Here is a 16025-nt window from a genome sequence, read left to right on the forward strand (position 1 = left end):
GCACCACGTCGTTGACCGACTCCAGATGCTGGATGTTGACCGTCGAGACGACATCGATCCCCGCCGCCAGGATGTCGTCGACGTCCTGCCACCGCCTGACGTTCACCGACCCCGGCACGTTCGTGTGCGCCAGCTCGTCGACCAGCACCACCCTCGGACGACGCGCGATCACCGCCGCCACGTCCAGCTCCCCGAACACCGCCCCACGATGAGACACCATCCGGCGCGGCACCACCTCCAGGCCCTCCAGCAGCGCCGCCGTCCGCTCCCGCCCGTGCGTCTCCACGAAACCCACGACCACGTCCCGGCCCCGCTCCCGAGCCCGCCGCCCCTCACACAACATCGCGTACGTCTTGCCCACCCCGGGCGCCGCGCCGAGGTAGACCCGCAGCCTTCCGCGCACCTCAGCCACCACCTCGCGCGAGGACGCGGGAACACCGGGACCGCACGTCGCTCACTCTCCTTCTCGGGCCGCCACGAGGGACGGCCGACATGGCCAGCCAACCGCACGCTTCGGCCCGGTTTCGTCCATTTGACGGCATCAATACTGCGCCGAACGGAACCTTGACATCACCTCCTCGCTCGCGTGACACCGTGTGGCGTCATTCAAGCCTTGCTGTGGCGTCATGAATGATGTCATAGTGACGTCATGGAGCTGGCACCCTATGTAGACAACCTCCGCCGCGAACTCGCGGTCGCCGCGGGCGCGGGCGGCGAGGAGGCGCGCGCGCTGGCCGAACGGCTCGCCGCCGCCCTCGACGCCGCCACCCGGCTCGCCCTGCTCGAGGCACTGTCCGCGGCTGCCGACGAGATCACCCGTGACCTCGCCCCCGGCTCGGTCGAGGTCCGCCTGCGCGGCCGCGACCCCGACTTCGTCGTGACGCCACCCCCGGCAGGACGGCCGTACGAGCCCGAGGCGGAACCCGCGCCGCCAGCGCCGTCGTCTCCGCCCGCGCCGCCGGACGGTGACGACGGCGGAACGGCACGGATCTCGCTGCGTGTCCCCGAACACCTCAAGCCGCGCATCGAGGAGGCCGCCGCCCGTGACGGGCTCTCGGTCAACGCCTGGCTCGTCCGCGCCGTCACCGCCGCGCTCGACCCCGCCTCCAACCCCACGTCCAACCCCGCCCCCGGCCGGTCCGACCGGCGCGGCACCCAGCAGAGCCGCAACCGCTACACCGGCTGGGTGCGCTAGATGAACGGCCGAACCCACCCGAAGGGAACCTCCATGCCCGCCTTCGACACCCCCGGCCCGATCGTCGCGCTGATCGACGTGCCGGCCGCCGACGTCCGCGTCGACGCGGGCGAGCGGGCCGACACGGTCGTCGAGATCGTCCCTCGCGACGAGCACGACGAGGCCGACGTCCAGCTCGCGCGGCAGATCCGGGTCGACTGCGCCGACGGCCGCCTCCTCGTCAAGGGGTCAGCAGGCGCGGCCGCGCGCCCCGGCGGCCTCTCGCTGGACCAGCTGATCGGATCGCCGGCGAGCTGGGTGCGCTCACTGCTCGGCAGCGGCGGCAGGGTCAAGGTGATCGTCAGCCTGCCGGCAGGCTCGCGCGTCGAGGGCGGCTCGGCGGCGAGCCTGCGCTGCCGGGGCCGCCTCGGCGACGTCCGGTTCACCACCTCCGACGGCGACATCCGGGTCGAGGAGGCCGGACGCCTGCGGGTGAAGAGCAGCAACGGCGACATCTCGGTCGGCCACGCCACCGGGCACTCCGATCTCACCACCACCCACGGCAGCATCACGGTCGGCGAGCTCGACGGCACGGCCGCCGTGAAGACCGCGCACGGCGAGGTGACCCTCGGCCGGGTGAGCGGCGAGCTGCGGATCAGCTCCGCGCACGGCGACGTCCGCGTGGACCACGCCCTCGCGGGCGTCGTCGCCAAGACCGCGTACGGCAGCCTCAGCGTCGGCGAGATCGTCTCCGGCACGTTCGTCATGGAGACCGCCGGCGGCGGGCTGGAGCTCGGCATCCACGACGGCACCACCGCGTGGCTGGACGTCAGCTCGCAGTACGGCACGGTCGACGTCTCCCTCGACGCCGCCGACGGGGCCGCGCCTGGGGCGCTCACCGCCGAGGTCCGCGCCCACACCGCCTACGGCGACATCGCCATCCACCGCTCCTGACCCCCGCAGAGGAGACCGCCATGACCGCCGCCATCCAGGCCGAGGGCCTGGTCAAGACGTACGGCGAGGTGACCGCCCCGGACGGCGTCGACCTGTCCGGGTGGAACCTCGTCCCCGTGTCCGTGCCGCCGGTGACGCGGCTGTACGGCAGGAGCGCCCGCTGATGGACGAGATCGCGACGAGGGTGCCAGAGGCCGAACGCGACCGGGCCGTCCAGCTCATCCAGGAGGCGTACGCGCAGGGGCGGCTCACCTCCGGCGAGCTGGAGCTGCGGCTGGAGGGCGCGCTGACGGCCACCGCGCGGGAGCAGCTGGAGCCGATCCTCGCCGACCTGCCGGGCGGGCCGCCCGAGGACGACACGGTGGAGCTCGGCTCGACGGGCGGCGCCATCGTCCGGACGGGTGACTGGCAGGTGCCGCGTCTGCTGCGGGTGCACTCCGGCTACGGCGGGGTACGGCTCGACCTGTCGCAGGCGTTCATCGCCCGGCCGCTGGTCGACATCGAGCTCCACCTCGCGTACGGCTCCGCCCTCATCATCCTGCCGCGCGACGCGAGCGCGGACGCCGACGGCGTGCGCACCGGCTGGGGAAGGGTCACCAGCAAGGTCCGCGCCTACGGGGGCCACCCCCACCTCCGCGTAACCGGCGAACTGGCCCACGGCACCCTCACCATCCGCCACCCCCGCACCTGGCGCACACCCCGCCACTGAGCCACCACCCGGCCGTCCGGGGAGATGGGGGATGGGGTGCGGGGCGGCCCGGCCCACCCACGGTCCCCCGGACCGGCCCCCGGCCCTCCGCCCCCCAGCACGGTGCTCAGGTGGCGGGGAGGTGAGGGATGGGGATGTGAGGCGGCCTGGCCGCCCTCGTCCCCGGCCTTGCCCCCAGCGCGCGCCGAGGCCGGTGGTTCGGCGGTGGGGGCGAGGGGGCGGACGAACGTAATGGATCCGCAATAATGGGACAACTTCCCCGTCGCACGCTTCCCGGGTGATCATCATGTGCCTCGTGCTTCCGGAGCCCGAGGTGACACCCACCGGAAGGACACGCACCCCATGAACCGTCCCGGTGTCCTGTCAGTGCGACGCCGTCTCACCACCCGCGCCACCGTCCACCTCGCCTCGTTCGCCACGCTCGCCGCCGCGGTGACAGTGGCGGCGATGTCCCCGACGCAGGCCGCCATCACCGGGAGCCGCCCCCACGTGAACCTCGAAACCGCCACGATCCCGCAACTGCAGGCCGCGCTGAGCAGCAGGAAGATCACCTCCGAGCAGCTCACCGCCGACTACATCGCCCGCATTCGCGCACTCAACACCAGCGGCCCCGGACTGAACGCCGTCCGCGTGCTCAACGACCGCGCCCTGGAGGAGGCCAAGCAGGCCGACAAGGAGCGCAAGAAAGGCACCGTGCGCGGCCCGCTGCACGGCATCCCCGTCCTGGTGAAGGACAACATCGACGTACGGCACCTGCCGACCACCGCTGGCTCGCTCGCCCTGGCCGACTCCCGCCCCGCGGGAGACGCCTTCCTCGTCGAACGGCTGCGCGCGGCCGGCGCCGTCATCCTCGGCAAGACCAACCTCACCGAGTTCGCGAACTTCACCACCTCCGGCATGCCGTCCGGCTACAGCAGCCTGGGCGGGCAGGTGCTGAACCCGTACGACGTGAGCCAGACCCCGAGCGGCTCCAGCTCGGGATCCGGCGTGGCGGCGGCGGCAGGCCTGGCCGCGGTCACGGTCGGCACCGAGACCTCGGGCTCGATCCTCAGCCCGTCGGTCGCCAACTCCCTGGTCGGCGTGAAGCCGACCGTGGGGCTGGTCAGCCGGACCGGCATCGTGCCGATCGCCGCCTCCCAGGACACCGCCGGCCCGATGGCCCGCTCGGTGTACGACGCCGCCGCGCTGCTGACCGCGATGACCGGCGTCGACCCCGAGGACCCCGCGACCGCGACCAGCAGGGACGTGGCCGGCACCGACTTCACGGTCGGGCTGCGCGAGGACGCGCTCAAGGGCGTGCGCATCGGCGTCGCGAGCGACCCGGCAGGCAACCAGGGCGCCGCGTTCGACCGGGCCCTCGACGTGCTGCGCGCGCAGGGCGCGACGCTCGTCGACGTCACGGTCGACACCGACGGACTGCCGCCGAGCATCCTCACGTACGAGTTCAAGCGCGACCTGAACGCCTACCTCGCGCGGCTGCCCCGCAACGCCCCGATGCGGACCCTCGACGACATCGTCGCCTACAACCTCGCGCACGCCGCCGAGGGCACCGTCAAGTTCGGGCAGACCCTCCTGGTGGAGTCGAACGAGATCGACCTCGACGACCCCGCCACGAAGGAGGCGTACGAGTCGGACCGCGACCGCGGCATGGCCACCGCACGCGAGCGCATCGACGGGGCGCTGACCGCCGCGGACGTCAGCGCGATCGTGTTCGCCGGCAACGGCTCGGCCGCGATCGGGGCGCGGGCGCAGTACCCGTCGGTCGCCCTGCCCATCGGCTACGACCCCGCCAACGGGCGGCCGTTCGGCATGACGTTCCTCGGGACCGCCTACACCGAGGCGGCGCTGCTGTCGTACGCGTACGCCTACGAGCAGGCCGCGCAGGAGTGGCGTCCGCCGTCGGCGGTCAACCCGTCGCTGTTCCGCTGCGCGAGCCCGGCCAGGCCGCAGCGCACCTGCGCGCCCTGACCGCCCGCCGCGCCGTCCCCTCCAGGGGCGGCGCGGCGCTCACCCGGCCGTGGCCCAGAAGCCCTCCAGGACGGACGCGACCTTCCCGGTCCTGTCGTACATCCACCAGTGGTTCATCCCGTCGAGGACCGCCACGCGCGCGCGGAGCCGGTCGGCCACCTGCCGGGACCTTTCCTCGTCGTCCACCCGGTCGTCGGCCGGCACCAGGATCAGCCCGGGGGCCGGCGTGGCAGCCTGGGCGAGGGCGCCCCAGCCGGCGTGGGCGTTCGGCACCGCCGAACGGTAGAGGCCGAGGATGCACGCGCTCATGACCTCGTCGAGCGCCGCGACCATCTCAGCGGCGGCCTCGGCGGGGACGCCGCTGCCGGTCATCAGCCTCCCGGCCTCCTCCCGGCCTCCTCCGGGCTGGACTCCCGCCGCAGCCGCAGCGTCTCCTCGCCCTGATCACTGATCAGCGCGGCCGCCCACGGATGCCAGGCGTAGTCCGGGTGGAACACGCCGCCCACGTCGCAGACCCAGCTTCGCAGTGGCACCTCCCCGGCGGTGGCCACCCGCAGCGTGAGCAACGCTCCCCAGTCGTGGCCGACCAGGTCGACGGGTTCCGGGAACTTCCTCAGCTCGTCCGTCAGCCACGCGGCGTACCGGTCCTTGGTGGGTGTGAAGCCCGGGGGCAGGGCGGTGCCGAAGCCCGGCAGCGTGAGCGCCTCCGAAGGGCCCTTCACGGCTTCCCGCAGGGGATTCCACACCACGGCGGTCTCCGGGACCCCGTGTACGAACACGCGCATGCCGTTCCTCTCCGACTGGATGTCCTGCAATCCCGAGTAAACCGGGTGAGCCGAGCCGATCTACAAGCGAGTCAGTCCGTACGTGCGGTGGCTCCGCGTCGCACCAGCACCGCGGTGAGTCCGCAGGCGACGCACAGGGCGATCAACCGTTCGGAGAATCTCAGTGATCCTCTTGCCTGATTCGCTGGCATCTGCCAGGCCGGAGCCTGGTCTTACGTCGCCTCCACAGGCGTTTATCGTCTCCGGGGAACTGCCCGGCGACGTGAAGCTAGGCCGCGTTCTGCTCGAGGTTCATCGCCTCGAGCAGGTTGCGGGCGGCGTTGACGTCCCGGTCGTGGACGAGTCCGCACCCGCACGTCCACACCCGATCGGCAAGGGTCAACTCCCGGTTGATGGTCCCGCAGCCGCCACACAGTCTCGAGGACGGGAACCAGCGGTCAGCCGCCCACACGCTCGACCCGTACCACTGGGCCTTGTACTCGAGTTGGCGGAAGAATTCGCCGAACCCGAGGTCGGAGATCGCTCGAGCGAGTCTGCGGTTGGCGACCATGCCGGTCACGTTCAGGGTTTCGACGGCGATGGCCCGCTTGGATCTCGCGAGCATCGTCGTCGTCTTGTGCAGGAAGTCCGCACGCCGGTTGGCCACCTCGAGATGAACCTTGGCGAGCCGCTTCACGGCCTTGGCTCGGTTGCTCGAGCCGCGCTGCTTCGCCGAGACCGACCTGCCCGCCCTGCGCAGCTTCCGCAGCGCGGCCTTGAGCGGCTTGGGGGCATGCAGTTCGGTGACGGTGCCGTCGTCGTCCACGATGGTGGCGAACGTCTTCACCCCGACGTCGATCCCACACGCTGGTGCATCACCCGGGACCGTACGGCGCTCGTTGATGTCGGCCCGGTCGATCTCAATCTGGAACGACACCCACCAGCGGCCCGCCTGCTCCCGGACGGTGGAGCCGATCACTCGGGCGTGCCCGTCCGCGATGCGGTCGGTCAGCCACGACATGTCCTCGAGGGTGCGCACCTTGCCCACACCGGGCATGCGCACCAACCGGGCCGCCTCGGGCCGGGCGCGGTCGGCGTCGTAGCGGAACCTCGATCCGTGCTTGCGCTTGCGCCAGTCCGGGAAGCCGACCTTGCGGCCCTTGCGCTTGCCGGACCTGGAGTCGAAGAAGTTCTTGAACCCGGCCGCCCGGACCCGGCACGCCTCCTTCGGCACTCTGGAGGACAAGCCTTCTTCGGTGAACCACCGATAGCGGTCGCGGTGCTCCAGGCGCCACATCCGCTCGAGTGCGGGGGCCGACCAGGGGATCGGAGTCAGGTCCTTCTCGGGGATGCCGTAGGTTTTCTCCGCCTCGCGCTGCTCGATCGCGGCCTTCACCTTCTCGAGGCAGAAGTTCTCCACCACCCGCGACAGGCCCGCGTGCCGGCCGAGACGGGTCCGCTGCTCGAGCGTGGGTGCCAGTTCAATGCGGAAGCCCTGACGGGAGGTCACACGACCTCCCGAGCGGCACAAAGGGCAGCTTTGGCGCGACGTGCTGCAGAGCGCCGCCCGTACAGGCGGGCGCAGAAAGAGGTGAGGACTTCGGTCATGTCCCGCACGAGGTCATCGTCCACTTCGGCGTCATCGATCACGACGATGCGGCGGCCGTTCGCTTCGAGTGCGGCAGACAGGTGCTCGAGCCCGAACCGGGCCAGCCGGTCGCGATGCTCAACCACGATCACCGAAACGGACGAGTCGCGCAGCAGCCTGGCCAGTTTTGGCTGCCTGCCGTTCAGTCCGGACCCGACCTCGGTGACCACATCCGCGATGGTCAACCCCATGCCTGTAGCGCCTGTGACGACCCGCCCGGCCTGCCGCTCGAGGTCGGCCTTCTGGTCGGCACTGGAGACGCGGCAGTACGCCACAGTCCTGCCGTCCCGGTCGGCAGCCTGCTCGAGCACCAGGTACCGGCCGGTCGCGGTTTTGACGACCGGGACCGGCATCGTCCCGTCCCGTGCCCACTTCCAGGCGGTCTGGTAGTGGACGCCGTTCCGCCGGGCCCATTCGGAGAGCTTCACACACAGATGCTCGCGGCTAAGGACTGAGGAACGCTGATGGTTTCGCTAGCAGCTAACTACCCCATGACGGCCGGGTTGACGAACGCGGGCACCAGATCGACCGTGCCGGTCTCGGAGTCGCACAGGGGATTGCTCAACGGCCACATGCTCGACGGCTGCCTGGCGAGCGGGGCATAGCCGTACCCTGCCTGCAGGCACGGATCCTCGGGGTCCTTGTAGAAGAAACCGCCGTAGAAGTAGCCGGCGCCGTAGACCGCCGCCGCCGCGCAGGCGGAAGCGGCGCTCATCCTCCACCAGATGCGCCGCGGCCGACCACGCCTCACGAGCGCGTGCACCACCAGACCGATCGCCAGGACGGCCAGGATCGGCCAGCCCAGGGACAGCCCGACGAGGAGGAGGAAGGCGATGGTGATCACTGTGCAGTGATACCAGGGGTGCTGGGGGCCGCGGGCGGGTTCGTGCCGGGTCAGACGAGCCGGCGGCGGAACCAGGCGACTGTGCGGCGGATCGTCTGGTCGTTGAACTCGGGCGACAGGAAATGCCCCACGCCGGGGTATTCGACGTAGCCAAGGCGTGCGGGGTCGGTGGTGTGGTGCGGCATGAGGAGATCGTGAAAGGCGCGAATGCCGGAAGTGGGGACGTACTCGTCGTTCTCGGCAGCCTGCGACAGGATGGCGACGGGGAAGAAGCGCTCCGGGTGCCGGTGCGGGCTCTCGGCCCGGGGAGTGCCCATTCCGGGCTGCCGACGATCGGCGTGGCGGCGCGGAGCCGAGGGTCGATCAGGACGGCGAGGTAGGAGATCTCGCCCCCTAGCGATCGCCCGCCGATACCCACGCGGTCCGGCCGCGCCCACCCGCGATCACAGAGCGCGTCGATGACGGACGGAACCTCGGCGGCGGTGCCCTGGACGACGCGGATGAAGGCCGACTCCGTGGCCTCGAAGCCGGCCTCTCAGCGCTCGTCGGAGAAGACTTCGTCGAAGTCGGGTCGTCGGCGCGCACCGTGCCCGACGGCGTCGAGCCCGATCGTCAGGAATCCGCCTTCTGCGATGCCGGTCAGGTAGCCGGTCATCCTCTCCTTGTGGCCGGAGAAGCCGTGGTAGAAGAGCACCGTGCCGCGCTCGGCGGCACGTTCCGGCTCGCCATGGAACCGGACCAGTGCGGGCACGCCCGCTATCTCGTCGACCTTCTCGCGCACTTCGCCAGGAGTCATATGGCGAGTCTTGATCACCGAAGTGACCACGGCAAAGGGTTATCGGCAGGCTCGGCGCAAGAGGAACTCGCGCATCCCGGCCTGCCACCGGTACGAGGTCGCGCCAGGTGGTGGTGGCCGTCCCGGTCAACCGGTGGGTCATGGTGTCGGTCATCGACGCCCAGGTGGGCGCGACCGCGATGACCAGGCCGATCGCCTCCAAGAAGCATGCTCCGCTCAAATCGAACACTGATGTTCGGGATAAAGATGTATGCTTCATCAAGCCGTACATGAATGTTCGACTTAAGGGGCCCAGTGATACACCCTTCTCTTGACGCGCGGCACGAAGCCGCTGCCGACCCGCGCCGCTGGCCGGCGCTGGTCCTGCTGTGCGTCGCGCAGTTCATGCTGATCCTGGACGTCACAGTGATCAACGTGGCGCTGCCCAGCGTCGGCTCGGCCCTGCAGCTCGACCGCGCCTTACTCACCTGGGCGGTCACCTCGTACACGTTGTGCTTCGGCGCGCTCATGCTCCTCGGCGGGCGACTGGGCGACGTGTACGGCACCCGTCGCATCCTGCTGACCGGCCTGTCGGTGTTCGTGGTCGCCTCGCTGGTCACCGGGCTGGCCACGAGTGGCCCGATGCTGATCGGCGGCCGGGTCGCCCAGGGAGTGGGCGCGGCGCTGCTGTCCCCGTCGGCGCTCGCCACCGTCACCCGGCTCTTCCACGGCGCCGAGCGGAACAAGGCACTCGGCGTCTGGGCCGCGCTCGGCGGAGCCGGGTTCGCGGCGGGCGCACTGCTGGGCGGCCTCCTGACCGCGGGACCCGGTTGGCGGTGGGTGTTCTTCGTGAACGTCCCGGTCGGCCTGGCCGTCCTGGTGCTGCTGCCGCGTACGATCGCCGCCGACCCGCCCGCGCACGCGCGGGGGGTGGACCTGCCGGGCGCGATCCTGGTCACCGCCTCGACCGCGGCCGCCATCTACGGCCTGGTCAACGCGGGAGACGCCGGGTGGGGATCGGCCGGCACCCTGCTCGCGCTGGGCGGCGCGCTGGTCGGCTACGCGGTCTTCGGCCTTGTGGAGCGAAGGTCCGCGGCGGCCCTGATGGACGTGCGGATCCTGACGCGCCGGCCGGTGGCCGTCGGCGCGTTCCTCATGCTGATCGGCACCGCGCTGCTGCTGGCCATGGTCTTTCTCGGCTCGTTGTACCTGCAGCGGGTGCAGGGACTGCCGGCGCTGGTCACGGGTGTCCTGTTCCTGCCGGTCGCCCTGGTGAGCGGGGTGGCAGGACACGGGGCGGGGCACCTGGTCGGCCGCCACGGCGCACGTGGCGCGGCGGTCACCGGACTGCTGCTCGCCGCTGTCGGCGTCACCCTGCCGGCCCTGCTGGACGGCACTGCCTGGACCATCACCGGTCTGGCGATCGGATCGGGCGGCGTCGTGCTGGCCCTCGTCTCGGCCACCACGACCGCGCTCGGCTTCATCTCCCACCACGAAGCCGGGCTCGCCTCGGGGATCGTCAACACCTTCCATGAGGTCGGCGGGTCGATCGGGGTGGCCGTCGTGTCCACCGTCGCCGCGACCGGCATCGAGAACGGCTCGTCGGCCGGATTCGGCGCCGCCTACGCCACCGCGGCGGTGGCCGCGGCCCTGGCTGCCCTGGCCTGTCTCGTCCTGGTCCCGGCGGGCAAGGCGGACATGCCCGCGGGCGTCCACGTCCACTGAGCCTCGCGTTCGAGGCCGGCCACCAGCCACCCGTAGGATCTCGACCATGGTTTCCGCAGGCGACGGCCGTACCCGGCAGGACAGGGGAACAACGCCACGGAGGGGGGACGCCGAGCGCAACATCGCCGCCATCCTCACCGCCGCGTTCGATGTGCTGAGCACCGACCCGGCCGCGACCATGGCGGACGTGGCCCGGGCCGCGGGCGTCGGCCGGGTCACCCTGTACGCGCACTTCTCCTCCCGTGCCGAACTGCTCCAGGCCCTCGTCCAGCAGGCGTTGGAGGAAACCAGGCAGCTCCTCGAGGACGCACTGGCCGTCGATCGGCCGGCCGACCAGGTCCTGGCCGGGATCATCCACACCTCCTGGCGCACGCTGGACCGCCACCGCAGGATCCGCAGGGTGGCCCTCGCCGAGCTCGGCTCCGAGTGGGTCGCCGGCCAGCACGATCAGGTGTTCCTCCGGCTCACCGATCTCCTCGCGCGTGGCCGTGATCAGGGCGTTTTCCGCAGTGACCTGCCGCTGTCCTGGATGACCACCACCGTGTACGGCCTTCTGCACGCGGCCGCCGACGAGGTGGACACCGGACGTGTCAGCTCAGCCGACGCCCCCCACCTGATCATCAGCAGCCTCCTCCCCGCTCTGGCGGGCTGAACGTCACCGGTCCGCGGCGGCGCCGACAAGCGCCTCCGCGCACACCGCCAAGCCGGAAGACGCCCTCTCGCGACCGGTGGTCGAGCGAACCAGGCGAGCCGCGTCAATGTACGAAGGGGGCAATGGGGGGCATACGCCGTGGGCGGTGATGCGGGGGAGTGATGGGGGCGGAACTCAACGGGGGGGATCAAGGCCGGCCTGGGGAGCGGCTGGGAAGCTTGCGGCGGGCGAGCGTCGTCGGCCGGCGTTCGGCGTGCTGTGGGTGCACGGGCCGGGCGGGGTGGGCAAGACCGCGTTGTGCGGCATGTTCGCCGAACGAGCACGCGCGGCGCGGCGTCCCGTACGCGTGTGCGACGCGCGGGACGCCGACCTGAGCCGCGAAGGGCTGAGGGCGCTGGGCGAGCCGGTGGCCGGCCAGCTCACGATCATCGAAACCTTCGAGCGGTGCGCGCCGGTCGAGTACGACGCGCTGTTCGCTCAGGCGGGACTACGCAGGACCCGGCCGGCCGAGGCGGGCAACATGGTGGCCATGGAGGCCGTGGCGCACTGAGCGGCCCGTGGTGACCGGGCTTCCCGGCGGTGGCGCGCCGCCGCCGGGAAGCCCGAGCTGACCTGGCGGTGCGCGCGGGTTCTGTCGCGGCCGAATTTTGCTCTGCGGTGACCTCTATGAGAGGTGTGGGGGGAGACGGCATGATTGTCCAGGCGTGCCGTTTTCTGTGGTAGCGGCGCGCCGGCGAGTTCCTCAAGTGATTGGGAGAGCATGGCAGGCGAACACAGGCGTACGGCCCTGGTGGTGCGAGGCGGCTGGGAAGGCCACGCACCGGTGGAGGCCACCGACCTTTTCGTGCCACATCTGGAGAAGCACGGATACGAGGTGCACCTGGCGGACAGCCCCGCCCCGTACGCGGACCCGGCGTTCATGGCCGGGGTCGACGTCATCGTGCAGTGCTACACGATGGGCACCATCGAGCGCGCCGAGCTGCAGGGCCTGCGGGCGGCGATCGAGGCGGGCACCGGCCTGGCCGGCTGGCACGGCGGCATCGCCGACTCCTTCCGCAATTCCTCCGACTACCTCCACCTCATCGGCGGCCAGTTCGCCTGCCACCCAGGCAAGCACCCGGCCGAGGAGGGCGCCGGCACCGAACAGCACAACTTCGTCCCGTACACGGTCAACATGCTCCCCGAGGCGGCCGACCACCCCATCACCGAGGGGATCGGCGACTTCGACCTCGTCACCGAGCAGTACTGGGTGCTCACCGACGAGTACATCGACGTGCTCGCGACCACGACGCAGAAGGTACGCCCCTGGGACCCCTGGCACCGCGAGGTCACCTCGCCGGCGATCTGGACCCGGCGCTGGGGCCAGGGCAAGATCTTCGTCGCCACGCCCGGCCACAGCGTCGACGTGCTGCAGCACGACAGCGTACGGACCGTCATCGAAAGGGGCATTCTGTGGGCCAGCCGCTGAACATCGGCATCGTCGGCTGCGGCGCCATCGTCGGGCAGTACCTCGCGACGATCGCGCGGCTCCCGCAGCTGCGCCTGGTCGCCGTCGCCGACCTCGACCTCGAACGGGCCAGGCAGGCGGTCAAGGACCACCCGGACGTCGCCGTGACGGACGTGGCGCAGCTGATGGCCGACCCGCGGATCGAGCTGGTGCTCAACCTCACCGTGCCCGCCGTCCACGCCGAGATCGCGCTGCTCGCCGTCGCCGCGGGCAAGCACGTCTACGGCGAGAAGCCCCTGGCCGCCACCTCGGCGGACGCGCAGCGGGTGCTGGAGGCGGCCGCCGCCGCCGGCGTGCGCGTGGGCTGCGCGCCCGACACCGTCCTCGGCACCGGTACGCAGACCGCCCGCATGGCGATCGACGACGGGCTGATCGGCGCGCCGATCGCGGCGACCGCGACGATGGTGACGCCCGGCCACGAACGCTGGCACCCCAACCCCGACTTCTACTACGCCCCAGGCGGCGGGCCCCTCCTCGACATGGGCCCGTACTACATCAGCAGCCTGATCACCATGCTCGGCCCCGTGACGAGCGTCATCGGGGCGGGCAGCCGGACGCGGGCCAAGCGCAGGATCGGGTCGGGGCCGCGTGAGGGAGAGGAGGTCCCCGTCACCGTGGACACCCACATCAGCGGCGTCCTCGTGCACGCGTCCGGGGTGCTGTCCACCCTGGTGATGAGCTTCGACGCGGTGGCGACCAGGGCCGCCAACATCGAGGTCCATGGGGAGAAGGGCTCGCTGGTCGTGCCCGACCCCAACCACTTCGACGGCGAGGTGCAGCTGTCCCGCCTGGGCGGGCCTGGCTGGACGCCGCTGCCGGTGTCGGCCGGCTACCAGGGGGCCGGCCGCGGCGTGGGCCTGGCCGACTTCGCCGCCACCCCGCCGGGACGTGAGCCCCGCGCGGGCGGGCAGCTGGCCTTCCACGTCCTCGACGTGATGGAGTCGCTGCTCGCCTCGGCGGGTTCCGGCCGCGCGGTCACCGTCGAGAGCACCTGCGAACGCCCCCGGCCCGTCCCGCTGACGGACGCCGCCACGGCGTGAGACCCGGCCCGGACGCCCCGCGCGGGGCGTCCGGGCGAAGGGTGCACAAGGGCGCAAGCTAGCATCGATTCGTGCGATGACCTGCGCGAACTCGATCGGGGATGACATGAGCGAATCACCCGCCCTGCCGCTGTACATGCGACGTTCCGCCTTCGACCCCGACCCGGCACTGGCCCGGGTCCGCGAGGGAGAGGGGGTGCGCAAGGTCCCCACGATGTTCGGCGTCGACGCCTGGATGGTCACCCGGTTCCCCGACGTCCGCGAGGTGCTCGGCGACCACGCCCGCTTCAGCAACGCCCACCGGGCCGTGCTGCGGTCACCCGACATGCCGGAGCTCACCGACGAGGAGCTCACCACACTGCAGGCCGGCAGCCTGCTCGCCTTCGACCCGCCCGAGCACACCCGGCTGCGCCGGATGCTGACGCCCGAGTTCACCATGCGGCGCATCCGCCGCCTCGAACCCCGTATCCAGGCCATCGTGGCCGAGCACCTCGACGCGATGGAGGCCGCCGGCCCGCCCGCCGACCTCGTGCGGGCCTTCGCCATGCCCGTCCCGTCGCTGGTGATCTGCGAACTGCTCGGCGTCCCGTACGGCGACCGCGACGACTTCCAGCGGCGCACCGCGCGGATGCTCGACCTGTCGGTGCCCGGACGGGAACGGCTGGCCGCCCAGATGGAGTCGCGCGCCTACATGAGCGAGCTGGTCGCCCGCGCCCGGATCGAACCGGGCGACGACCTGCTCGGCATGCTCGTCCGCGAGCACGGCCACGACCTGCGCGCCGACGAGCTCGCCGGCATCGGCTCGCTGCTCCTGCTGGCCGGGCACGAGACCACCGCCAACATGCTCGGCCTCGGCACACTGGCCCTGCTGCGCCACCCCGACCAGCTCAGCCTGCTCAGGCAGAAGCCCGAACTGATCGACGCGGCCGTCGAGGAGCTGATGCGCTGGCTCAGCATCGTGCACTCCGGCGCCGTCCGGCTGACCACCACCGAGGTCGAGGTGGCGGGCACCCGCATCCCCGAGGGGGAGCTGGTGGTGTGCGTGCTGCCCGCGGCCAACCGCGACCCCGAGCTCGTGCCCGATCCCGACCGGCTCGACATCAGCCGCGGCGACCTCGGGCACGTGGCCTTCGGCCATGGCGTGCACCACTGCCTCGGCGCGCCGCTGGCCAGGATGGAGATGCACGTCGCCTTCCCGGCGCTGTTCGAACGCTTCCCGCGGCTGCGCGAAGCCGGCCCGCCCGCCGAGTTCCGCTCCCACACCGTCGTGTACGGAGTGACGTCGCTGCCGGTCGCCTGGTAGCGCCTAGACGCGCAGCAGCGGCGCCCACGTCGTGGGCCCGACGAGCCCGTCGACCGGGATGCCCTCGGCCTGCTGGAACCGGCGTACCAGGTCCACCAGGCCGGGGTCGCACACCGTGGACTTCAGCCACCCCTCCAGCCCCTCGTCGGCCTGCGCGTATTCGGTGGGCGGCACGTGGCCGCGGGCGAACAGGCAGCCTCTGACGGTCTTGACGTCGAAGTTGTCGTCACCGGGCTTGACCAGCGGAAGTTCTCTCATGATCTCCTCTGTCCACGAGCCGGGCGGCGGGCCGTCGCTGATCAGCGCGGCGACCTGCGCCCGGAACTCGGTCATGTCGATGGAGTGCGGATCGGGCTTGGAGGTGTTGACCTCGCGGTGCGCCCGTACGCGGGAGGCCGGCAGCCCGTACTCGCGGCACAGTTCGGCGCACAGCCGGACGTAGGCGTCGCGCTGGGCCTGCGGCCACGGCTGCCGTCCGTCGTTCTCCGCCTCGATGCCGAGCGAGGTGGAGTTGGCGTGCCGCGGCGAGGTGGACGGCGCGTTGTGCCAGCAGCGGCCGGCCGCGATGACGTAGATGCGGCCAGACCTGCCGAGCCCGAAGTGCGACAGCGGGCCCTCCAGGTCGGGGCGGCCGTCGCGCACCACGGCGAGCGACGGGTAGTCGCCGCCGCCCGCGGGGCCCGCGGTGTGGTGGCAGACGACGCCCTGCACCTCGGGCTGCGGCCCGTGGCCGCGCCGCCGCCACCCGTCCACCTCGGTCACCGGGCAGCCGGTACGGCGGGCCACGTCGGCGAGCTCGGTCAGGTACGGCATCGGGGAACCTCCGGTGTGCGTCTCGACGGTGGGTGCCACTGTCTCGCTTGCCGGAAAGCGGCGGCCCTATGCGCGGTGAACGGTCACGCGAGGCCGTACGGACGCCGTGACGTGCACGGACGCGTTCAGGATCCGATCGGCGCGCGGCC

The 16025-nt window shown here is 71.6% G+C and carries 19 protein-coding genes and 1 pseudogene; 11 read left to right on the plus strand and 9 right to left on the minus strand.

Features of this window, described 5'->3' with window-relative positions; genetic code table 11:
• Window positions 1-343, minus strand: a pseudogene (locus tag BLR04_RS18985) (histidine kinase); the annotation flags it as partial.
• 306 nt (window positions 344-649) lie between these two features.
• On the opposite strand from BLR04_RS18985, the gene BLR04_RS18990 reads away from it, so the two are divergent.
• The 5 genes from BLR04_RS18990 (at window position 650) to BLR04_RS19005 (ending at window position 4805) form a co-directional block, all read left to right on the plus strand.
• Window positions 650-1195, plus strand: a complete 546-nt coding sequence (locus tag BLR04_RS18990) for a hypothetical protein (protein WP_090766758.1) — start codon at window positions 650-652, stop codon at window positions 1193-1195.
• A gap of 33 nt (window positions 1196-1228) precedes the next feature.
• On the plus strand, window positions 1229-2128 hold the full coding sequence (locus BLR04_RS18995; RefSeq protein ID WP_090766761.1) for a DUF4097 family beta strand repeat-containing protein: 900 nt from the start codon (window positions 1229-1231) through the stop codon (window positions 2126-2128).
• Between the two features lie 20 nt (window positions 2129-2148).
• Entirely contained in the window at window positions 2149-2292 is a 144-nt protein-coding gene (locus BLR04_RS40745; protein ID WP_176903174.1) for a hypothetical protein, read from the plus strand.
• The gene (locus BLR04_RS19000; RefSeq protein ID WP_090766764.1) at window positions 2292-2837 is read left to right on the plus strand and encodes a DUF1707 SHOCT-like domain-containing protein; all 546 of its coding nucleotides are present in this window, start codon (window positions 2292-2294) and stop codon (window positions 2835-2837) included. Before BLR04_RS40745 ends, BLR04_RS19000 begins: the two co-directional genes overlap by 1 nt.
• A gap of 342 nt (window positions 2838-3179) precedes the next feature.
• Window positions 3180-4805, plus strand: coding sequence for an amidase family protein (locus BLR04_RS19005; protein WP_218129059.1), 1626 nt, complete (start codon window positions 3180-3182; stop codon window positions 4803-4805).
• A 39-nt stretch (window positions 4806-4844) separates the two neighbouring features.
• Here BLR04_RS19005 and BLR04_RS41390 read toward each other — a convergent pair whose 3' ends face one another.
• The 7 genes from BLR04_RS41390 to BLR04_RS41405 form a co-directional block, all read right to left on the minus strand.
• On the minus strand, window positions 4845-5177 hold the full coding sequence (locus BLR04_RS41390; protein WP_218129060.1) for an alpha/beta fold hydrolase: 333 nt from the start codon (window positions 5175-5177) through the stop codon (window positions 4845-4847).
• Window positions 5177-5590 (minus strand): alpha/beta fold hydrolase, encoded by a 414-nt coding sequence (locus BLR04_RS41395; protein ID WP_218129061.1) that lies wholly within the window; start codon window positions 5588-5590, stop codon window positions 5177-5179. Before BLR04_RS41395 ends, BLR04_RS41390 begins: the two co-directional genes overlap by 1 nt.
• A gap of 268 nt (window positions 5591-5858) precedes the next feature.
• Window positions 5859-7079, minus strand: coding sequence for an RNA-guided endonuclease InsQ/TnpB family protein (locus tag BLR04_RS19015; protein ID WP_090766767.1), 1221 nt, complete (start codon window positions 7077-7079; stop codon window positions 5859-5861).
• Complete coding sequence (locus BLR04_RS19020; protein WP_090766769.1) at window positions 7076-7645, minus strand: IS607 family transposase; 570 nt, start codon at window positions 7643-7645, stop codon at window positions 7076-7078. Before BLR04_RS19020 ends, BLR04_RS19015 begins: the two co-directional genes overlap by 4 nt.
• Window positions 7646-7701: 56 nt before the next feature.
• Complete coding sequence (locus BLR04_RS19025; RefSeq protein WP_090766772.1) at window positions 7702-8061, minus strand: hypothetical protein; 360 nt, start codon at window positions 8059-8061, stop codon at window positions 7702-7704.
• A gap of 50 nt (window positions 8062-8111) precedes the next feature.
• Entirely contained in the window at window positions 8112-8378 is a 267-nt protein-coding gene (locus BLR04_RS41400; RefSeq protein ID WP_090766776.1) for an alpha/beta hydrolase family protein, read from the minus strand.
• Window positions 8379-8596: 218 nt separating this feature from the next.
• Window positions 8597-8857: an alpha/beta hydrolase family protein gene (locus tag BLR04_RS41405; protein ID WP_143022102.1), complete on the minus strand. Its 261-nt coding sequence runs from the start codon at window positions 8855-8857 to the stop codon at window positions 8597-8599.
• A gap of 294 nt (window positions 8858-9151) precedes the next feature.
• On the opposite strand from BLR04_RS41405, the gene BLR04_RS19040 reads away from it, so the two are divergent.
• The 6 genes from BLR04_RS19040 to BLR04_RS19065 all read left to right on the plus strand — a co-directional run bounded on the left by BLR04_RS19040 (window position 9152) and on the right by BLR04_RS19065 (window position 15063).
• Window positions 9152-10561, plus strand: coding sequence for an MFS transporter (locus tag BLR04_RS19040; RefSeq protein ID WP_245740335.1), 1410 nt, complete (start codon window positions 9152-9154; stop codon window positions 10559-10561).
• A gap of 46 nt (window positions 10562-10607) precedes the next feature.
• Entirely contained in the window at window positions 10608-11213 is a 606-nt protein-coding gene (locus tag BLR04_RS19045; RefSeq protein ID WP_090766784.1) for a TetR/AcrR family transcriptional regulator, read from the plus strand.
• A 253-nt stretch (window positions 11214-11466) separates the two neighbouring features.
• On the plus strand, window positions 11467-11763 hold the full coding sequence (locus BLR04_RS19050) for a hypothetical protein (protein WP_090766787.1): 297 nt from the start codon (window positions 11467-11469) through the stop codon (window positions 11761-11763).
• Between the two features lie 210 nt (window positions 11764-11973).
• Window positions 11974-12681 (plus strand): ThuA domain-containing protein, encoded by a 708-nt coding sequence (locus tag BLR04_RS19055; protein WP_090766790.1) that lies wholly within the window; start codon window positions 11974-11976, stop codon window positions 12679-12681.
• Window positions 12666-13760: a Gfo/Idh/MocA family protein gene (locus tag BLR04_RS19060; protein WP_090766793.1), complete on the plus strand. Its 1095-nt coding sequence runs from the start codon at window positions 12666-12668 to the stop codon at window positions 13758-13760. The genes BLR04_RS19055 and BLR04_RS19060 overlap by 16 nt, the downstream gene beginning before the upstream one ends.
• A 106-nt stretch (window positions 13761-13866) precedes the next feature.
• On the plus strand, window positions 13867-15063 hold the full coding sequence (locus BLR04_RS19065; protein WP_090766796.1) for a cytochrome P450: 1197 nt from the start codon (window positions 13867-13869) through the stop codon (window positions 15061-15063).
• Between the two features lie 3 nt (window positions 15064-15066).
• On the opposite strand, the gene BLR04_RS19070 is transcribed toward BLR04_RS19065, so the two are convergent.
• Window positions 15067-15876, minus strand: a complete 810-nt coding sequence (locus BLR04_RS19070; protein ID WP_090767282.1) for a peptidoglycan recognition protein family protein — start codon at window positions 15874-15876, stop codon at window positions 15067-15069.
• Window positions 15877-16025: the final 149 nt, after the last annotated feature.

It is taken from the genome of Nonomuraea maritima, assembly GCF_900100395.1.
GTDB classification, from domain to species: domain Bacteria; phylum Actinomycetota; class Actinomycetes; order Streptosporangiales; family Streptosporangiaceae; genus Nonomuraea; species Nonomuraea maritima.

Excerpts from the sequence above, each read along its gene's own strand:
- BLR04_RS18990 (WP_090766758.1), top strand. The coding sequence starts at position 650 with ATGGAGCTGGCACCCTATGTAGACAACCTCCGCCGCGAACTCGCGGTC.
- BLR04_RS18995 (WP_090766761.1), top strand. The coding sequence starts at position 1,229 with ATGCCCGCCTTCGACACCCCCGGCCCGATCGTCGCGCTGATCGACGTG.
- BLR04_RS40745 (WP_176903174.1), top strand. The coding sequence starts at position 2,149 with ATGACCGCCGCCATCCAGGCCGAGGGCCTGGTCAAGACGTACGGCGAG.
- BLR04_RS19000 (WP_090766764.1), top strand. The coding sequence starts at position 2,292 with ATGGACGAGATCGCGACGAGGGTGCCAGAGGCCGAACGCGACCGGGCC.
- BLR04_RS19005 (WP_218129059.1), top strand. The coding sequence starts at position 3,180 with ATGAACCGTCCCGGTGTCCTGTCAGTGCGACGCCGTCTCACCACCCGC.
- BLR04_RS41390 (WP_218129060.1), bottom strand. The coding sequence starts at position 5,177 with ATGACCGGCAGCGGCGTCCCCGCCGAGGCCGCCGCTGAGATGGTCGCG.
- BLR04_RS41395 (WP_218129061.1), bottom strand. The coding sequence starts at position 5,590 with ATGCGCGTGTTCGTACACGGGGTCCCGGAGACCGCCGTGGTGTGGAAT.
- BLR04_RS41400 (WP_090766776.1), bottom strand. The coding sequence starts at position 8,378 with ATGGGCACTCCCCGGGCCGAGAGCCCGCACCGGCACCCGGAGCGCTTC.
- BLR04_RS41405 (WP_143022102.1), bottom strand. The coding sequence starts at position 8,857 with ATGACTCCTGGCGAAGTGCGCGAGAAGGTCGACGAGATAGCGGGCGTG.
- BLR04_RS19045 (WP_090766784.1), top strand. The coding sequence starts at position 10,608 with ATGGTTTCCGCAGGCGACGGCCGTACCCGGCAGGACAGGGGAACAACG.
- BLR04_RS19055 (WP_090766790.1), top strand. The coding sequence starts at position 11,974 with ATGGCAGGCGAACACAGGCGTACGGCCCTGGTGGTGCGAGGCGGCTGG.
- BLR04_RS19065 (WP_090766796.1), top strand. The coding sequence starts at position 13,867 with ATGAGCGAATCACCCGCCCTGCCGCTGTACATGCGACGTTCCGCCTTC.
- BLR04_RS19070 (WP_090767282.1), bottom strand. The coding sequence starts at position 15,876 with ATGCCGTACCTGACCGAGCTCGCCGACGTGGCCCGCCGTACCGGCTGC.